Origin of the sequence: Haloarchaeobius baliensis (genome assembly GCF_052060055.1) — an archaeon.
In the GTDB taxonomy this organism is placed as follows: Archaea; Halobacteriota; Halobacteria; order Halobacteriales; family Natrialbaceae; genus Haloarchaeobius; species Haloarchaeobius baliensis.
Window position 1 is genome coordinate 761,489 of sequence record NZ_JBPPFR010000002.1, and the last position, 15,713, is coordinate 777,201.

General features: G+C 69.7%; 18 protein-coding genes. 5 read left to right on the plus strand and 13 right to left on the minus strand.

Going from position 1 to position 15,713, the window contains the following annotated elements; genetic code table 11:
• Nucleotides 1-17: 17 nt before the first annotated feature.
• The 4 genes from ACSG06_RS14660 to ACSG06_RS14675 are packed head-to-tail and all read right to left on the minus strand — an operon-like array spanning nt 18 to nt 4,795.
• Entirely contained in the window at nt 18-1,778 is a 1,761-nt protein-coding gene (locus ACSG06_RS14660) for a hypothetical protein (protein ID WP_440991022.1), read from the minus strand.
• A complete protein-coding gene (locus tag ACSG06_RS14665; RefSeq protein WP_440991023.1) occupies nt 1,775-3,730 on the minus strand; it encodes an ATPase, T2SS/T4P/T4SS family in 1,956 nt (651 codons plus the stop codon). The genes ACSG06_RS14660 and ACSG06_RS14665 overlap by 4 nt, the downstream gene beginning before the upstream one ends.
• 25 nt (nt 3,731-3,755) lie before the next feature.
• The gene (locus tag ACSG06_RS14670; RefSeq protein ID WP_440991024.1) at nt 3,756-4,211 is read right to left on the minus strand and encodes a DUF7311 family protein; all 456 of its coding nucleotides are present in this window, start codon (nt 4,209-4,211) and stop codon (nt 3,756-3,758) included.
• Entirely contained in the window at nt 4,208-4,795 is a 588-nt protein-coding gene (locus ACSG06_RS14675; protein WP_440991025.1) for a DUF7310 family coiled-coil domain-containing protein, read from the minus strand. The genes ACSG06_RS14670 and ACSG06_RS14675 overlap by 4 nt, the downstream gene beginning before the upstream one ends.
• Nucleotides 4,796-4,871: 76 nt before the next feature.
• Here ACSG06_RS14675 and ACSG06_RS14680 point away from each other — a divergent pair, with 76 nt between their 5' ends.
• Entirely contained in the window at nt 4,872-5,945 is a 1,074-nt protein-coding gene (locus ACSG06_RS14680) for a tubulin/FtsZ family protein (protein ID WP_440991026.1), read from the plus strand.
• 1 nt (nt 5,946) lies between these two features.
• Here ACSG06_RS14680 and ACSG06_RS14685 read toward each other — a convergent pair whose 3' ends face one another.
• From ACSG06_RS14685 to ACSG06_RS14700, 4 genes are all read right to left on the minus strand, one after another.
• Nucleotides 5,947-6,384, minus strand: a complete 438-nt coding sequence (locus tag ACSG06_RS14685; RefSeq protein WP_440991027.1) for an SHOCT domain-containing protein — start codon at nt 6,382-6,384, stop codon at nt 5,947-5,949.
• Between the two features lie 44 nt (nt 6,385-6,428).
• Nucleotides 6,429-7,775: an alkaline phosphatase family protein gene (locus ACSG06_RS14690; RefSeq protein ID WP_440991028.1), complete on the minus strand. Its 1,347-nt coding sequence runs from the start codon at nt 7,773-7,775 to the stop codon at nt 6,429-6,431.
• Between the two features lie 82 nt (nt 7,776-7,857).
• Nucleotides 7,858-7,980 carry a hypothetical protein gene (locus tag ACSG06_RS14695; RefSeq protein ID WP_440991029.1) on the minus strand — a complete coding sequence of 41 codons (123 nt, stop codon included), beginning with the start codon at nt 7,978-7,980 and terminating at the stop codon, nt 7,858-7,860.
• Between the two features lie 159 nt (nt 7,981-8,139).
• Nucleotides 8,140-8,673: an inorganic diphosphatase gene (locus ACSG06_RS14700; RefSeq protein WP_440991030.1), complete on the minus strand. Its 534-nt coding sequence runs from the start codon at nt 8,671-8,673 to the stop codon at nt 8,140-8,142.
• A 235-nt stretch (nt 8,674-8,908) separates the two neighbouring features.
• Between ACSG06_RS14700 and ACSG06_RS14705 the strand changes: the two genes are divergently transcribed.
• Nucleotides 8,909-9,259, plus strand: coding sequence for a PadR family transcriptional regulator (locus ACSG06_RS14705; protein ID WP_440991031.1), 351 nt, complete (start codon nt 8,909-8,911; stop codon nt 9,257-9,259).
• 40 nt (nt 9,260-9,299) lie between these two features.
• Here the strand turns inward: ACSG06_RS14705 and ACSG06_RS14710 are convergent, their stop codons facing one another.
• The gene (locus tag ACSG06_RS14710) at nt 9,300-9,905 is read right to left on the minus strand and encodes a DUF7108 family protein (protein ID WP_440991032.1); all 606 of its coding nucleotides are present in this window, start codon (nt 9,903-9,905) and stop codon (nt 9,300-9,302) included.
• 12 nt (nt 9,906-9,917) lie between these two features.
• Nucleotides 9,918-10,511 (minus strand): ribonuclease HI, encoded by a 594-nt coding sequence (rnhA, locus tag ACSG06_RS14715; protein ID WP_440991033.1) that lies wholly within the window; start codon nt 10,509-10,511, stop codon nt 9,918-9,920.
• Between the two features lie 175 nt (nt 10,512-10,686).
• On the opposite strand from rnhA, the gene ACSG06_RS14720 reads away from it, so the two are divergent.
• From ACSG06_RS14720 to nreA, 3 genes are all read left to right on the plus strand, one after another.
• Nucleotides 10,687-11,649, plus strand: coding sequence for a transcription initiation factor IIB (locus tag ACSG06_RS14720; RefSeq protein WP_089731433.1), 963 nt, complete (start codon nt 10,687-10,689; stop codon nt 11,647-11,649).
• Nucleotides 11,650-11,768: 119 nt separating this feature from the next.
• Complete coding sequence (locus ACSG06_RS14725) at nt 11,769-12,707, plus strand: WD40/YVTN/BNR-like repeat-containing protein (RefSeq protein ID WP_440991034.1); 939 nt, start codon at nt 11,769-11,771, stop codon at nt 12,705-12,707.
• A 139-nt stretch (nt 12,708-12,846) separates the two neighbouring features.
• Nucleotides 12,847-14,151 carry a DNA repair protein NreA gene (nreA, locus tag ACSG06_RS14730; RefSeq protein WP_440991035.1) on the plus strand — a complete coding sequence of 435 codons (1,305 nt, stop codon included), beginning with the start codon at nt 12,847-12,849 and terminating at the stop codon, nt 14,149-14,151.
• A gap of 24 nt (nt 14,152-14,175) precedes the next feature.
• Here nreA and ACSG06_RS14735 read toward each other — a convergent pair whose 3' ends face one another.
• The 3 genes from ACSG06_RS14735 to ACSG06_RS14745 are packed head-to-tail and all read right to left on the minus strand — an operon-like array spanning nt 14,176 to nt 15,706.
• Complete coding sequence (locus tag ACSG06_RS14735) at nt 14,176-14,640, minus strand: DUF302 domain-containing protein (RefSeq protein ID WP_440991036.1); 465 nt, start codon at nt 14,638-14,640, stop codon at nt 14,176-14,178.
• Nucleotides 14,641-14,676: 36 nt separating this feature from the next.
• Nucleotides 14,677-15,411 carry a CPBP family glutamic-type intramembrane protease gene (locus ACSG06_RS14740; RefSeq protein WP_440991037.1) on the minus strand — a complete coding sequence of 245 codons (735 nt, stop codon included), beginning with the start codon at nt 15,409-15,411 and terminating at the stop codon, nt 14,677-14,679.
• A 4-nt stretch (nt 15,412-15,415) separates the two neighbouring features.
• Nucleotides 15,416-15,706 (minus strand): DUF5789 family protein, encoded by a 291-nt coding sequence (locus ACSG06_RS14745; protein WP_440991038.1) that lies wholly within the window; start codon nt 15,704-15,706, stop codon nt 15,416-15,418.
• Nucleotides 15,707-15,713: the final 7 nt, after the last annotated feature.

Consider the following 15,713-nt stretch of genomic DNA (forward strand, 5'->3'; position numbering starts at 1 on the left):
CTCCCGTACTTGAACCCTCAGACGACGGCGCCCGCCGCGACGACGCTGCCGACGTACACGCAGACCGCCGTCGGGAGCGCGCGACCGACCTGACGGCCCACGAGCGCCCGGTCCAGACCGTGTCGGAGCCCGGTCGAGAGGACGGTGAGGACGACCGCGAGCAGACAGACGTAGACACCGACGACGAGCCCCAGCTCGGCCGTCGGGAGCGGTGGGACGCCGGTGGCGCTGGCACCGGCCCGGCTCCCACCACCGCCGAATCCGGCCGCCGCTCCGGTTCCGGCGTCGCCGCCCATTCCGGCCGCCAGCGCGACCGTCGCACCGGCGACGAGCGGGCCGAAGGTCGTCGCCGTGCTGGCGAGCGTGCCGGTGACGCGGGCGAGGTCGTTGCGGCACTCGCGCTCCAGCGCCTGCAGGTCGGCGAGGTGGTCGGCCATCGAGACGAGTGCGCGTCCGGCGGGTGCGCCCTCCTCGCTGGCGAGCCCGAGCAAGGTTGCCGTGCCCCTGGCTCGCGGACTCGGAACGTGCGCGAGCGCGCCGTGTTCGCCGAGGAACGCGCGCTCGACGCCGACGCGGAGCCGGCGCTGGCGACGGGCGGCGGTTGCGAACGTCTCGCCCGTCTCTCCCTCGACCTCCCGGGCCGCGCGTTCGACGGCCGACTCCACGGCGGTGTCTTCGCTCACGCGCCGGCCGACGAGGTAGAGTGCGTCGACGAGGTCGGCCTCGACGGCCCGTGCGTGGTCTCTGACCGCCGCGATGGGCCGGTAGTGGACGAGGAGCGCGACGCCGGCACCCACCGCGACACCGACGAGCGGGGGCGTCCACGCCGGTGCGACGAGGCCTGCGACGATCGCGCTCCCGAGACCGGCACCGCCCCCACCGACGAGTGCGCGCCAGGGTCGGTCCGGGACGTCGGGGTGCGAACGCGGCACCGACGGCGGCGGGAACGCGACGGGCCGACGGGCGAACAGCCACGCGCTCGCGGCGAGCAGGCAGCAGGGCAACGCGACGTCGTAGACGAGCACCAGCGAACCGACGGTGACCGGGACGCCGGCGACCCGGGCGGCCGGGAGCACGGCGACGAGCGCGAGCGGCAGGAGTACGCCGAAGGCGTAGATGCCCGTCGCGGGGCCCTGGATGCGCGCGCCGAACTCGGCCATCCGGTCGCGAGTACCCCGCGTCACGGCGGTCATCGCCCGGTCGAGAGCGCGGCCGCGCTCGCCAGCGGGTGCGTCGGCTGCCGCGTCGACGAGGTGGAGGGCACGCCGGAGTGCGGGGAACTCCTCGCCCCACTCGTCGGTGAAGGAACCGAAGCCGGAGCCGGGGCCACCGCGGGTACGGCGGACGTGGCTCCGGAGGCTCCGTGCCAGCGGTCCGTCGTCTGTCTCGGCGGCGAACGCGGCGGCGCGCTCGGCGGCCGGCTCGACGTGCATCCGCAGGACTGCGCGACCGACGAGCGCCGGGGCATCGCCGAGTGCAGCGGTCCGGCGGGCGCTCGCGAGTGCGGCCGGAGCGGCGTGGACGGCGTGGGTCGTGCCGAGACCGAGCGCGGCGGCGACGAGCGGCACTGTCGTCGGCGAGGGCCGGAGGGCGAGCGTGACGACGGTTCCAAGGAGGGCCGCAAGCGCCCCGAGGACGTAGCCAGCCCGGACGACCGTCTCGGCGGCGACCTCGCTCCCGACGAACTCGAGCGCCCGTCCGAGCTCCTCGCTCGGGTCGACCGGCCAGGGGTAGCCACGGGCCAGTAGCCGGACGACCGCGACCGGGAGGGCCGTCACGGCCAGCCACCGTTCCCGGGTTCGTCCCCGGAGACCTCGCCTGCGACGGGCGAGACCGCTTCGGGAGCGGTCCGTCCGTCTTCGGACAGCGAAGCGATGGCGTCGGTGCGTTCGCCCAGCTCCGCGCGGACGTCGGCGTAGGACTCCCCGGGTCGGGCGAGCGACGCGACGAGCTCGCTCTCGCCGCGGTCGATACATCCCGTCGGCTGCAGTTCGCGGCCGTCGAGTTCGAACAGCGGCGCGAAGGTGACGCCGTCACCGGCGGGACGGACCTCCTCGATGCGGCAGACGCGCCGAACGCTTCCATCCGGCGTGTCGAGCGGCCGGAGGGTGACGACGAGGTCCGTGACGGCGAACGAGGAGACTGGCACGCCGAGGTCGGAGACCACGCGCTCTCGTACGTCCGCGCCACCGTCGCCGTGGATGGTCCCCAGTACGGCGCTCCCGCTCGCCCCGACACGCATCGCCTCGTAGAGGACGCCGGCCTCCTCGCCGCGCACCTCGCCGACGACGAGCGCACCTTCGCCCAGCCGGAGCGCCGTGCGGAGTGCCTCGTCGGGAGCGACGCTCGGGCCGTCGTCGGTGGCGGTCCTGAGTGCCTGCACGTCCCGGCCGTGGCTCTGGAGACTCGCGACAGGGAGCTCGGGAGTGTCCTCGATGACGACCGTCCGCGTCTCGACGGGCAGCTCCCAGAGCAGCGCGCCGAGCGTGGTGGTCTTGCCCGCGCCGCGGGTCCCGGCCACGAGCGTGGCAGCGGCGCGCTCGACCGCGACGGAGAGGAGGGCGGCGGCCCGCGGGGTCACGGAGTCGACTGCGACGAGCCGGGGTAGCGTCCACGCCTCGGAGCCGGTGCGCCGGAACGCGAAGCCGTACCCGTCGCTCACCGGCTCGGTGACGCCGGCGACTCTGACCTGCGTCCCGGCGACGGTCGCGGTCGCATCCAGCGTCGGGCTGGCACGCGAGAACGCCCGGCCGCTCTCGCGCCGGAAGCGCGAGGCGAGCGCCGCCGCACCGTCGGCCGTCAGCCGGACGTTCGTCGGCATGGTGCGCCCGTCGGCAGTCACCCGAAGCGGCGTCCCGGTGACGGGCGCGGAGGCGAACACGTCCGAGACCGCGTCGTCGGCGAAGCAGTCCGTGAGCACGCCGTAGCCGCGGGTGTGCTTCCGGAGGACCGCCGCGAGCGTCTCGACCGGGTCGTCGTCGTCCGCGACGGCGCGGACCGCCCGCCCCGGCGCGCGTCGACCCGCGCAGTCGTCGTCGCGGGCACCGTCTGCCGTCCCCGAAGCGAGCCGTCGGTAGGCGGCGTCGAGCGTCCGGAGGCTCGCGTCGTCCAGTCGGTGCTCGACGGGCTCGACGTGGTAGCGTCGGCGGCCGGCGGCGTCCTCGTACTCGCGGACCGCCGCGTCGGTGTCCGTCTCGCGGGCCCGCAGGAGCGTCGCGCCCGGAGGCGGCGTCGCGGCGACCCTGGCACGGGCCAGCGACGGAGCCACGTAGGGGCGGAGCACCGCCTCGTACGGGTCGGTGTCGTCGTCTCCCGCGAGTCCGCTGGCGCGCTCTGCAGCGAGTGCGAGCCCCGTCTCGGCGGCGGCATCGGCGACCGGGCCGGCGCGCGCCTCGGCATCGGCTGCCGCACGGAGCGGGTCGGTCTCGGCACGGGCGGCCAGCGTCGGGTCGCGATGTGCGACGGTCTCGGCGAACCGACCGGCGGCGACCAGCAGCGCCGCGGCGTCGTCCTCGTAGGCGCGGTCGATCCCGTCGGCGCGACAGACCACGCGGTCGGCGTCGCGTGCGGCGAGCGCCCCGACGACCGTCGCCCGGCAGCTGGGTGCGGTCGCGAGGTCGCCACGGCCGTCGCAGTCGCTCGCGTCGACCAGCAGTCTGCCCGCCTCGAACGTCGGGCGACAGCCACAGCCACCGTCGTCGTCGGCCAGCAGCGAACGGAGTGGTCCCATGCCGCCGTTGGTCGCCCGTTCCGGTTTAAACTCCGACCCGCTCGACGCGCACGCCGTCCGGCGCGAGCGAGAGGCGTAGCTCGAAGCGCCCGCTCCCCTCGAGCACGAGCGGTCCGTCGGCGCCGGTGACGAGCGGGAACGGGAGTTCGACGGTCCGGGGGTCGCCGCCGGCGAGCGCGTAGGCGACGACGCGTGGGTCGGGGTGCGCAACGTCCGGCCGTCCCCCGAGTGCGACCCAGTCGACCGGGGCGGTCGACCAGCTGTCACCGGGGACACGGAGGGTGACGAACCGGCGCGGTCCGGTCCCCGGCGACGGTGTCGGGTCCTCCAGGCCGAGCAGCGCCGTCCCCGCCCGTTCCATGGCCGTCAGGTCGGTTGCGACGATGCGGTCGCTCCGGTACTCGCGGGCGTCGGCCGCGGCCGGTGCCGCGACGGCGAACAGCGCGAGCGTGACGGCGACCGCGAGGACGACGCGGATCACAGCAGGTCGCGCAGGCGACCGAGCAGGCCGGGGTCCGCGTCGGCGTCGTCCTGGTCGGCGAAGCGCGGTGCGGGGGAGGTCGGCCACTCTGCGTCGAGCGTCCGGTCTCGACGCTCGGCGGCCGGCCGGTCGTCGTCGCGTCGGCCCTCGGCAGGTCCGCTGGCGCCCTGTCGACCGACTTCGCGGCGGCCGTCACAGTGCGGGCAGCGGTCGTCGTTGTCGGACTGCCCCCGACGGGTCGACGGCGTCGAGTCCTCCAGCTCGTCGACCCGAGCCTCGAGCGATTCGACCGCAGCCAGCGCGGCGTCCGCACGCTCCTCGACGCGCTCGTCGACCGACCGGACCTTGCCGGCGTACCCGCGGAGCGCCTGGACGGCGGCCTCGAGCTCCGCGAGCGTCGTCTCGGCGTCGTCGAGCCGCGACTCGAGGTCGTCGAGTCTGTCGCTCCCTCGGCCGTCGTGTCCCGGCGGAGACCGGTCTGCGGCGGGCGGTTCGTCGGTGGTCGTCACGCTCGTGGCGCGGTCGACCGACCCGTCCAGTGCGCGTTCGACGGCACGGAGTCTGTCGTCGAGGGCGTCGGGCATGGCCACTCTGGTCGCGTCATCGTACAAAAACGACTGGTCGGAACGTTTACCCCCGTCGTCCTCGGACGTTCGGGACATGAAAGTCGTCCTGATTGGTGTCGGCCAGGCCGGCGGGAAGCTCACCCAGGCCCTGGCCGAGTTCGACTACGAGATGGACTTCGACGCCGTCCGCGGTGCGCTCGCGGTGAACACGGCGAAGACGGACCTCCAGACGCTCGACATCGAGACGCAGCTCATCGGCCAGGACCGCGTCCGCGGTCACGGCGTCGGTGGCGACAACGAGCTCGGTGCCGAGGTGATGCAGGAGGACGCGGTCGAGGTGATGGACGGCCTCGACGGCAGGATAACGACGGAGGCAGAGGCGGTCTTCGTCGTCGCCGGCCTCGGCGGTGGGACCGGCTCCGGGGGTGCGCCCGTGCTCGTCCGCGAGCTCAAACGCGTCTACGACGTGCCGATCTACGCGCTCGGCATCCTCCCCGGCCGCGGCGAGGGCTCGATGTACCAGGCCAACGCCGGTCGCTCGCTCAAGACCGTCGTCCGGGAGGCCGACTCGACCATCCTCGTCGACAACGACGCCTGGCACGACGCCGGCGAGTCCGTCGAGGCCGCGTTCGACACCATCAACCGGAACATCGCCCAGCGCATCGGGCTGCTGTTCGCCTCCGGCGAGAACGTCGAGGGCGTCGGCGAGTCTGTCGTCGACTCCTCCGAGATCATCAACACGCTCCGCGAAGGCGGCATCGCCTGCCTCGGCTACGCCAGCGCCGCCGCCGGCGAGGACGCCGAGGACAACATCAACGCGGTCACCAGCATCACGCGCTCGGCGCTGTTCACCGGCACGAGCCTCCCCGATGCGGTGACGGCCGACGCGGCGCTCCTCGTCGTCGCCGGCCGGCCGGACGCCATCCCGCGGAAGGGCGTCGAGCGTGCGCGAAGCTGGGTCGAGGACCAGACCGGTAGCCTCCAGGTCCGCGGTGGCGACTTCCCGCTCGACTCCGACCGCATCGCGACGCTGGTGCTGCTCGGCGGCGTCGAACGCTCCCCGCGCATCGACGAGTTCATGGAGCGCGCGAGGGAGGCACAGCAGCAGCAGGAGCAGGTCGACCACACCGCGAACTTCCAGAACGACGAGCTCGACGACCTCTTCTGAGCTACTCGCGTTCGCGCTCCCGGTCCGTGTCTGTCGACTCGGACGACCGGCGCTCGATGCGGGCCCTCGCGTCCTCCAGCGTCTCCGTCTCCAGCAGGTTCTCGAGCTTCTCCTCGAACTGCGCCTCGGAGAGCTCGCCCTGGGCGTAGCGCTCCCGAAGCGTCTCCATGGCGTCGCGCTTCGACTCGGCGACGCGGTCCTCGCCCCGTCCGTTCAGCGCGTCGTCCATCCGCCGGTCCGTCTCGTCGAGTACGTCCTCGTCGCCGTCCTCGTCGAACAGGATGGCGACGATGGGCAGGACCACTGCGTAACCGATGACGAAGACGAGCCACCAGTTCGGCACGTCGAGGAAGAGCGCGAGCAGGCCCGCACCGAGAACGAGCAGCGAGGTGATGGCCGAGGCCTTCCCCTGGGAGTCGCCGTCGTCGCCCGGTGTCATGGCTCATCGTTGGTGCAATCGTCGCAAAAACGTTCCGACAGGGCTCAGGCGAGCGAGCCGCCGTCGAACTCGGTCCGTTCGAACTCGATCTCCATCAGCTCGAGGATGGTCGGCGTCACGTCGAACAGGTCCGCGTCGGAGATGGTCACCTCGGGGTCGTCGACGAACAGCGCCGCGTTGTCGAAGCTGTGCATCCCGTTGCGCGCGTCCTTCCCGAAGACGTCGTCGTGGCCCTTGAAGCCGGCCTTGAGGTCGAAGCCGTGGTTCGGGATGACGACGAGGTCTGGTGCGATGTCGTCGTGGTCGCCGCGGAACGCCTGCTCCTGCTCGACGACTCGCTCGGCGACCGGTTCGCCGTTCGGCCCCTCCAGCGCCTCGAGCTCGGCCTTGAGCTCGTCGCGGACGCCCTCGTACTCCGCCTCGGGGACGCTGCCGCGGGGTTCGCGGCCCTCGAGGTTGAGGTAGATGCGCCCGGGGATGAACGAGTACGCCCGGGTGTCGTCGCTGATGTCGCCGAGTTCGCTTGGCTCGTCGGTGTCGAAGGAGAGCCAGCCCTCGCGGCGGAGCCACTCGTTGAGGTGGACCTCGTGGTCCAGCGTGGTGAACCCGTGGTCGGAGGCGACGAGCATCGTCACGTCGTCGGGGAGGGCGTCGCGGAGCTTCCCGATGTACTCGTCCACCTTGCGGTAGAACTCGAGGAACTCGTCCCTGTACTCCCCGTCGCGCTCGTAGTGCTCGAACAGGAAGTGGTTCACCCGGTCGGTCGTCATGAACACGCCGAAGAAGAGGTCCCAGTCGTCCTTCTCGACGTAGTGCTCGAACGTCTGGAAGCGCTTGTCGAGCGTCTCGTGGGCATTCTCGATGAACGCCGATTTGTCGTCCTCGTGCCCGAGCTTCGCGTTCACGTCGAGGTTGTAGTCGATGGAGTCGAGGTACTGCTGCAGCTCCTCGGGCTGTGCTGCCTTCGACATGTCGTCGACGGAGAGGAAGCCCGACACCTGTCGCTGGACGTTGCGCTGGGGCGGGAACGTCACCGGGACGTTCAGGACTGTGGCGTCGCGCCCGTCCTCCTGCACGCGGTCCCAGAGCCGCTTCGCCTGCACGTCGTCGCCCATCGGCACGTACGTGTCGTAGGTTCCCGTCTCGCGGTCCTGGAAGCCGTAGACCCCCGTCTCACCGGGGTTGACGCCGGTGGTCAGGGACGGCCAGCAGGCGCTCGACTCCGGCGGTACGATGCTCTCGATCGCCGCGGCGCTCCCCTCGCGCGCTATCTCGTTGAGGTTCGGGAACACGTCCTCGTTGTCGGCGACGAGGCTGTACGGCACCCCGTCGATACCGAAGAACGCGACGCGTGGCGCGTCGTCACCGCGCAACCTATCGAACAGACCCATACTCCACCGTACTGGAGATGGATACAAGAACCTTCTTTTCACCCGCAACGCCTCCGGCGCTCGCCGATGGCGGCAAGAACGGCTACCGGTCCTCCCGCTCGTAGTTCGTCGGGACGACGGTGACGTGGGACATCCCGACGGCCGGGCGGTCCTCGTCGTCGTCCTCGCGGCGGTCGGTCGTGGGGGTCGTGGTGTTGGTAGCCATCACAGGTGTTGCTACGGACGGAGCCCGGATAAGATTACCCATGCTCATAATTCATCGTGGGGTGGGTTCGCATAACCGGTGCGTATCCCGGCGGCGTCGCGCCGCTCGACGGGCTCACGACGTCGGTCGAGACAGAGAACAGCGTCGGTTCCGGCGGCGTTACTGGAACTCGTCCTCGTAGAGGTCCATCGCGTGCTCGATGGCCTCCTTCGCGGCGGCCTTGTCCTCCCAGCCCAGCGTCTCGACCTCCTTGCCCGCCTCGAGGTTCTTGTAGGTCTTGAAGAACTCGTCGATCTCGTCGAGTCGCTGCTGCGGGATGTCTTCGAGGTCCTCGATGTGGTCGAAGCGCGGGTCCTCGACCGGCACCGCGATGACCTTGTCGTCCTGCTCGCCGTCGTCGTCCATCTTCATGAGGGCGACGGGGCGCGCCTCGATGATGCAGCCGGGGAACGTCTGGTCCTCGACGAGCACGAGCACGTCGAAGGGGTCCTCGTCGTCGTAGTACGACTGCGGGATGAAGCCGTAGTCCGAGGGGTAGTGGACGTTGCTGTGGAGGACGCGGTCGAGGACGACGCCCGGGACGTCCTTGTCGTACTCGTACTTGTTGCGCTCGCCCTTGAGGCACTCGACGACCGCGTAGATCTCTTCCGGCGGGTTCGGACCCGTCTCGAGGTCTTCCCAGAGGTTCGTCATACGTTCCGGCGTGGGACTGGCCGGGGCAAAATCCTTTCGTCTCGACCGCAGGAGTCGGTTTCGCACGGGTTCGGCCGAACCGTGCGTGACTCTCACAGTCGCACGCCCGCCCCTCGCACGGTCGACACGAACTGGTCACCGTCTGGTTTTTTACCACATGCAATTAAACGTAAGTAGTGGCGGACACAACGAATAGTTGAGAAGTGTTAAATAGCTCGATGACATTTATGTAACCATGTCAGAGGCACAAACAGTCACCGGCAAGCAGGGCATTGCACGCGAACTCACCGCGTTCCAGCACAATATCCTCGTGATTCTGGCCAAAGAGCCCATGTACGGGCTCGCCATCAAGCGGGAGCTGGAGGAGTACTACGGCACCGAGGTCAACCACGGCCGTCTGTACCCCAACCTGGACGAACTCGTCGGGCTCGGGCTCATCGACAAGAGCGAGCTTGACAAGCGCACGAACCAGTACGAGCTGACCGAGGACGGCTACGACGCCGTCATGGACCAGGTCGAGTGGACGCTCGAGAACATCGCGACCGAAGAGGACCGCGCGGACGACATCCGGGCCATCCTCGAGTAACGACCGTACAGCAGTAGTTGCGGCCGACGCAGGAGGCGGACTACGACCCGGGCACCCGTTCTCCTGCCGTCTCGTACACCAGTTCGAGCGACCGCTCTACGACCGCCGTCTGTTCCTCGCTGGGCCACGCGTTGCGCGGGTAGTACTCGTCGAGGAACTCCTGCATCTCGTTCTCGGTGAGCGATTCGACGGGCTTCGCGTAGTGGTTCCCGGCGAAGTCGGCGTACGCGGTCGCGTTCCGGGCGTGCACCTCGCCGTGCTCCTCGCGGACCTGTTCGACGAGTTCGCGGTTGTGCTCGTCCACGTCGCGCCACTCGTCGGGGTCGCCGGGGCCGGAGAGCGGCACCTCCACCGCGCGTCCGGTGTCCTCGATACGGGCGATCTGCACGACGCCGTCCTCGAGCCAGTCCTGCGGGTAGCAGACCAGCGTCTCCTCGCCCTCGGTCCGCACGCGGGCGGCGTAGCCGTACTCGCCAACGAGGTCGGCCCGTCGGTCGCGGTACGCCTCCGTCTCGGAATCGTCGATGGCTTCACGTGCGAGTCTGGTCAGTCGCTCCGCCTCGTCGACGACCGACTGTGGGAGCGCGCCCTCGCCCTGCTCGTCCGCCGCTGTGTCATCCTCCGGAGTGTTATCTTTCTCTGACATTGACACGTCTTCTCAGGCCTCGTCGAGTGCCTCGTTCGCCAGTTCGTCCGCACGTTCGTTAATCTCTCGGGGGACGTGGCTGATGGTCCACGAGTCGAAGTTCGACAGCAGTTCGTGGACGGAGACGCGCTTCTCGCGCAGCGTCGGGTCGTTCGCGTTGTACTCGCCGCGCACCTGCTTGACGATGAGCTCGGAGTCACCGCGGATCTCGACCTCGTCGTAGCCGAAGTCCACGGCGACCTCCAGCACGCGCAGAAGTGCCTCGTACTCGGCCTGGTTGTTCGTCGCGTTCCCGATGCGCTCGCCCCCCTCGGCGACGATGCCGTCGCTCGTGACGACGACCCAGCCGATGGCGGCCGGTCCCGGGTTCCCGCGCGACGCGCCGTCGAAGTAGCAGTGTGCGCGGCCGCTGCCCTCCCGGAGGAGTGCCTCGATGTCGGCGGGGCGTCCGCCCTGGACGACGACCTTCTCGTCGTACGCGACCGCGGACGCGTCTCCGTACTCGGCCCGCCAGCGCTCGTGGTCGGTGTTCCCCTCGGTGACCGTCGCCCCCGCGGCTTCCAGCGCCGCGCGGGCCTCCTCGACGTCGCACTCGATGACCGGCATTGACCGAAGGTCACCGAACCTCGGGTATAACCGTTCTGATTCCGAATTCATATCAGAAAATGATACATCTCGCTGTCGTGCGATTCCCTTCCTTCCATCGGGTTGTGTCCCCGTAACAGCCGACAGATTCCCACCAAGGGTTTAAGTGCGTGCGAAATACTACTATAAAAGTGCGATGACACGGTCCACCCGCCAGCGGGAGCGAGAAACCGAGACCGAGGCGTCGGACGAGCAGGAGGGAGTCAGGGAGTGTCCCGAATGCAGTTCCGAGAACCTGGTCAAGAGTTCCGACAGGGGCGAACTCGTCTGCGACGACTGCGGGCTCGTCGTCGAGGAGGAGAAGATCGACCCCGGTCCGGAGTGGCGAGCGTTCAACCACCAGGAACGCCAGGAGAAGTCTCGCGTCGGTGCCCCGACGACACAGACGATGCACGACAAGGGGTTGACGACGACGATCGACTGGAAAGACAAGGACGCGTACGGCCGTTCTATCTCCTCGAAGAAGCGGAGTCAGATGCACCGGCTCCGCAAGTGGCAGGAGCGCATCAGAACCAAGGACGCGGGCGAGCGTAACCTGCAGTTCGCGCTCAGCGAGATCGACCGGATGGCCAGCGCACTGGGCGTTCCACGCTCGGTCCGCGAGGTCGCCTCGGTCATCTACCGCCGCGCGCTCAAGGAGGACCTCATCCGTGGCCGATCCATCGAGGGCGTCGCGACGAGCGCGCTCTACGCGGCCTGCCGCAAGGAGGGGATTCCGCGCAGTCTCGAGGAGATCTCGGAGGTCTCACGGGTAGAGCGCAAGGAGATCGGGCGCACGTACCGATACATCTCCCAGGAACTCGGTCTGGAGATGCGGCCCGTCGACCCGAAGAAGTACGTTCCCCGTTTCTGCTCCGAACTCGAACTCTCCGAAGAGGTACAGACAAAGGCGAACGAGATAATCGAGACGACCGCCGAGAAGGGGCTGCTCTCCGGCAAGTCGCCGACCGGCTACGCCGCCGCCGCCATCTACGCGGCGTCGCTGCTGTGCAACGAGAAGAAGACACAGCGCGAGGTAGCCGACGTGGCACAGGTGACCGAGGTCACCATCCGAAACCGGTACCAGGAGCAGATCGAAGCGATGGGCATCCACAGCTAGGGCCCACACCGCCATCCACCCGTTCTTTCGAGCGCTCCGCTGGCAGTGTCGACTGAACGGACCGCTGGTCCCCCATGCGACACAACGCTTAACGAGCGGGGGGACAGACCTACCCGAAGATGGTGCTACTCGTCGGCACGTTCGACGGTCTCTTCGCCGTCCCGGCGGACGACGATACCGCCCCGGAGCGGCGGCTGGACGCGACCGTCTACCGGTTGCACTCGACGCCCGACGGCTGCATCGCCGCCACGGGGTCGGGGCTCTATCGGACAGTCGACGGTCGCAGCTGGGACCACGTCGCCGAACTCCCTGGCGCAGCCGTCTCGACGGCGATCAGCCCCGATGGCGAGCGATGGTACGCCGGCACCGATCCCGCCGCCGTCTACGTCTCGACCGACGACGGGGCGAGCTGGCGCGAGCTCGACGCGCTCCAGGCGGTCCCGGACCGCGAGCGCTGGCGTGACCGCGCGCCCGGGGACGACGCGAGCGTCCGCACGATGGCCGTCCACCCCGGCGCCCCGGACCGACTCGCCGTCGGCATCGAACCCGGCGGCGTCTACCTCAGCGTCGACGGCGGCGAGACCTGGTCCGAGCGGTCGGCGGGCGTCCACGACGACGTCCACCACCTGCTCGCGCTCGAGGCCGACGAGTACGTCGCCGCCTGCGGGAACGGCATCTATCGGACAGACGACGCCGGCCGGACGTGGCTCAGACAGGACACCGACTTCCGCGACTTCTGGTTCAACTACTTCCGCGAGAGCTGCCACCACGACGGGACGCTGTACACGGCCGCCAACGGCTGGGGGCCCGCCGCACCCGGTGGTGCACTGTTCGAAGCGCACGAGGACGGCGAGGTCGACCGGCTTCCCTACCCCGGCGAGAACGAGTCCTTCGTCGTCTCCTGGGCCGTCGGCGACGAGACGGTGTACGCCGGCACGATGGACGTGCGCGACGGCTTCGGCCAGTACGAGCCCGCCCGCATCCTCCGGCGGGAGGAGCGTGGCTGGTTCGAGGCGGCGAGTGTCCCCGCGGGGGTCAGGGCACTCGCAACGATTTAAGTACGGGGACGGGGCCAGCGTCGGCGTGTCCTGACCACGGGCCGACTGCGGGCAGCGGGTGTGCGACACGTCGCAGTCGGGAGGTTTCGGTGTCGCCTGTCCGCCAGATTGAAGCGCTCCGTCGCCCTATCTCGGTCGAATGCGGCTCGACGACTACATCGAGGGGTTGGAGCCCGACGAGTCCCAGCGCCGCCGCCGGCTCGCCGAGGAGAAGTCCTACGCCATCACCGAGTACCTCGAGGACTTCCAGTCGCGCTTCGAGGAGACGGTGCAGGGTGACTCCCTCTACGGAGCGACTGCGCCCTCCATCTTCGTCGGCCGGACGAACTACCCGAACGTCTCGACGGGGCTGCTCTCGCCCGTCGCGGAGGGGGACCCGACCGACTTCGTCACCGACGGCCAGTGGTACCAGCAGGGCCTCGGCGTCGGCGACGTCGTCGAGCGGCGCACCGGCCTGCTGAACTCCCGGCGCCGCGCGAACGTCAACGTGGAGGACGTCTGGGACGGCTTCGTCGGCGTCCAGCGCGAGGTCGCCATCGCGGGCGACCCGGTCGACGTGGAGATCGGCCTCGACGGCAAGCTGGACCTCGACCTCGACGTTGGCGAGGGCGTTGCGACGCCGACCGGCCCGAGCGCCAGCGCCACCTCGGTCGACCTCACCGAGAACCCGTACGTCCCGCGCCCGGTGAAGAAGACGCTGGAGGACGACGACTGGCAGGCCCAGGGGGCGATGACGTACCTCTACCGGCGCGGACTCGACGTGTACGACATCAACCGCGTGCTGTCGGCGGGAGCGCTCGGCCAGGGCGAGAACCGCCGGCTCGTCCCGACGCGCTGGTCCATCACTGCGGTCGACGACACCATCGGGCAGTACCTCCGCGGGAAGCTCCGGCACGCCCCGAGCGTCGACAGCGTCGAGGTGCGGATGAACGAGTACATGGGCAACCGCTTCTGGGTGATCCTCGCACCCGGACAGTGGGAGTTCGAACTCGTCGAGATGAAGGCGCCCGGGAGCGTCTGGAACCCCGACCCCACCGGCGACATCTGGATGGGGAGCGCCTCGGAGGGCTACGAGGGCCGCACCGGCTACGTCGACGAGACCGCCGGCGCGTACTACGCCAGCCGACTCGGCGTGCTCGAACACCTCGCCGAGCGCGGCCGGCAGGCGAAGTGCCTGGTCCTCCGGGAGGTCAGCGACGACTACTGGGCGCCCGTCGGCGTCTGGCAGGTTCGCGAGAGCGTCCGCAACGCCTTCGACGGCACGCCGTGGCACAGCGTCGACGAGTCCGCGGTGAACGAATCCCTCGCCGGCGAGCACGGCGAGGCCGAGACGTTCCACGGCGCGGTCCGGACCATCGCACAGCGCCTGCCCGTCTCGTACGACCGGCTCCGCCGGAAGTCCGATCTCGTCGCCGGCGTGCAGAGCTCGCTGGGCGACTTCTGACGAAGAAGAGCGGTAGCGGCCGTCTCAGACGCTGTCGAGGTTCTCGAACGCTGCCTCGACGAGCTCGCCGGTGTCGGCGACGAGCTCGTCCCAGTCCTCGTCGTTCGGTGCCATGCCCAGCAGCGGCGCGATTCGCATGATAGAGACGTGGTAGACGTGCTGTCGTCCCGGCTCCTCCTGCCAGACGACGACGTTACACGGCATCAGCCCGCCGAGCTCCGGGCTCATGTCGAGCCCGCGGTTCGCCATCTCCGGGTTGCAGGCGCCCAGCACGTAGTACGGTTCGCGTTCGACCCCGATCTTCTCGGCGAGGAGGTCCGAGACCGAGAACTCGACGGCGGTGCCGAAGCCCGCGTCGGCGAACGCCTCGCGAACGTGCTCGATGGCTTCCTCGTGCTCCATCTCGAGTGTGGCCTGCTTCTTGCCGATCTCGTCGTCGCTCGGGATTGGCAGTTCGACGTCGCTCTCGTCGTTGGATTCGAGTCCCATACGTGAGAGGGCGGTGGCCACGAGTAAAAACGTATCTCACAGCGGGACGGGGAGCCACTCCAGCCAGCCGAAGACCGTCTCCGGTGGGATGAGCGGCTCGTGGATGACCAGCCAGTCGAGCAGCACCAGCCCGGCGCCGTGGGCGACGACGGAGGGCAGGATGGAGTCGCTCTTGTAGTCGACCGCGCCGAACAGCACGTCCGTCGGCCCGGAGAGCAGCATCTCTATCGGCGGCTTCCCGATGTGGTGCAGCGCGTAGACGACGGGACTGATGAACGCGGCCTTGATGCCGAAGCGCTCGCCGACGCCGACACAGAGCAGGCCGCGGTAGTACGTCTCGACGGCGACGACGAGCGCAAACTGCTTGGCGGCGTGGACGACGAACGTGCCGGGCTCGCGCAGCTCGGCGGCGGTCGCCCACATCGGGTAGTAGCTCCGGATGGACGGCAGCGACGACCCGACGAGGTAGAACGGGAGGACGAACAGTGCGAGCAGCGCGGCGTTCCGGACTGCGGTGCGGTCGACCCGGTAGCCGATCTCCTTGCCGTAGTACGCCGCGAGCGCCATCGGGCCGCAGAAGAAGATGAGGCCGTCGATGACCAGTCGCTGGTCCAGTCCTGGCTGGTGGAACGTCATCCAGAGGGCGGAGAGGGCCGCACCGACGACGAGCGACTTCGCGGTCCAGGAGAGGCGCGACCAGCGCAGGGACGCGAGTCTAGGGCGGAGCCAGTCCACGGCATCGGCGACGACGCCGGCGTCCTGGCTCGACACGGCTCTACTCGTCTGCGGTCGCGACGGGGCCGCGACCGACGACGTCGCGGACGGCCTCCTCGAACTCCTGGCGCTTCTCGAAGTACGTGATGTCGACGTCCTCGAGCGCTGCGGAGAGCTCGGTCGGCCCCTCGGGCGTCCGGATGACGGCGTCTCCCTCGAGGGTCTCCAGTCGGCTCTTGGTGATGGGCCAGCTCAGGCGGGACGTGACTCGTGCGAGCGGGGCGCCCTCGACGGGCTCGCCCTCGCCGAGCTCGACGGCGGGTTCTGCGTCTGCTTCCTCCTCGTCAGCCATGGTCGGG